The organism is Caulobacter sp., assembly GCF_049283275.1.
Taxonomy (GTDB): Bacteria; Pseudomonadota; Alphaproteobacteria; order Caulobacterales; family Caulobacteraceae; genus Caulobacter.
In genome coordinates this window covers 1-1,593 of record NZ_JBAPVS010000201.1, presented here as the reverse complement: position 1 = coordinate 1,593, position 1,593 = coordinate 1, and the positions used below count along the sequence as shown (strand labels likewise).

Sequence of the window (1,593 nt, the reverse complement as noted above, 5' to 3'; positions counted from 1 at the left end):
CTCTGGGGGAGGTGGCCCGGAGGGCCGGAGGGGGTCAGGCCGGCCGCCGCGCCCTGAGCGCCTGGGCGATCGTCCCGTCGTCCAACCAGTCCAGATCCCCGCCGACGGGCACGCCGCGCGCCAGCATGGTCACCGACACGCCCGTCGGCGCCAAACGGTCGGCCAGGTAGTGGGCCGTGGTCTGGCCGTCGACCGTGGCCGGCAGGGCCAGGATGACCTCGGCGATCTCGCTGTTGCTCGCCCGGCCCAGCAGCTCGCTTACCCGCAGCGCCTCGGGCCCGACGCCGTCCAGGGCCGACAGCAGGCCGCCCAGCACATGGTAGCGGCCCTTGAACGAGCCGCCGCGCTCCATGGCCCACAGCGACCCCACCTCCTCGACCACGCACAGCAGGCGGTTGTCGCGGCCGGCGTCGGAACAGATGGCGCAAGGGTCGGAGGTGTCGAGAGACCCGCACACCGAGCAGGTGCGCACCTTGGCCTGGGCGTCGACCAGGGCCGCCGTCAGAGGGGCCAGCAGGGTGTCGCGCTTCTTCAGCAACGCCAGGGCCGCGCGCCGGCCCGAGCGGGGGCCCAATCCGGGAAGCTTGGACAGCAGAGCGATCAGCCGCTCGATCTCGGGTCCGGCGGAAGCGGCCAAGTTAGAACTTCATCCCAGGCAAGCCGCCCATCATCCCGGCCATCGGGCCGGCGGCCTCCTGCATCATCTGCGCTTGCTGGGCGTCGAGCTTGCGCTTGGCGTCGGCGTGGGCGGCGACGATCAGGTCGGCGATCACCTCGCCTTCGCCCGGTTCGACCAGGCTCTCGTCCAGCGCCACCTTGGCCAGTTCGCCATTGCCCCGAAGCGTGACGGTGACCATGCCGCCGCCCGAGGTGCCCTCGACGGTCAGTTCCGCAAGGCGCGCCTGGGCGTCGGCCAGTTTCTGCTGCATGGCCTGGGCCTGCTTCATCAGGCCGCCGAGGTCTTTCATGGGTCTAGGCTCCGTTTCGACAGTTCCCCTCCCCCTTGATGGGGGAGGGGCAGGGGTGGGGGTGGCGGCGCCGGCGGGCCTCAGCGAGGCCGAGCCGCATCCTGAAACGCTTTCACCCCCATCCCCGACCCTTCCTCCATCAAGGGGGAAGGGAGAGTTCTATAAATCCTCGACTTCGTCCGGCTCGATCGGCGGCGCTTCGGGCGTCATCATCTTGCGGACCTCGACGATCTCGGCGCCCGGAAAGGCGTGCAGCACCGAGGCGACGAACGGATCGGACTTGATCGAATCCAGCTCCTCGCGGTCTTCGCGCTTCTGGCGTTCGAGCAGACTCTCGGCCCCGCCGCCGCCCTCGGCCGCCACCAGCCAGGGTTGGCCGGTCCATTCCTTCAGCGCCCGCACCAGACGGCCGGCCAGGTTTCCGGGCGCGCCGGGGGCCGGTTCGAAGGTGATCGCCCCGGGCCGGAAGCTGATCGGGCGGACATATTGCTCGACGTCCAGGCGCAAGCCGATGTCGCGCTTCTCGGCGATCAGCTTCACGACGTCTTCGAACGAAGCCAGGGTCGGCGCGGCCTGGGCGGCCGGGGCGGCCATCACCCGGGCCTGGGCGCTGGCGCCGCCGCCC

Annotated in this window: 2 protein-coding genes and 1 pseudogene; all 3 read right to left on the bottom strand. The window is 71.0% G+C overall.

Features of this window, described 5'->3' with window-relative positions:
* Positions 1–34 precede the first annotated feature (34 nt).
* On the bottom strand, positions 35–637 hold the full coding sequence (gene recR, locus WAL33_RS11035) for a recombination mediator RecR (protein WP_422181334.1): 603 nt from the start codon (positions 635–637) through the stop codon (positions 35–37).
* A 1-nt stretch (position 638) separates the two neighbouring features.
* Positions 639–968, bottom strand: coding sequence for a YbaB/EbfC family nucleoid-associated protein (locus tag WAL33_RS11030; RefSeq protein ID WP_422181332.1), 330 nt, complete (start codon positions 966–968; stop codon positions 639–641).
* Between the two features lie 159 nt (positions 969–1,127).
* Positions 1,128–1,593 (bottom strand): annotated as a pseudogene (locus tag WAL33_RS11025) (DNA polymerase III subunit gamma/tau); the annotation flags it as partial.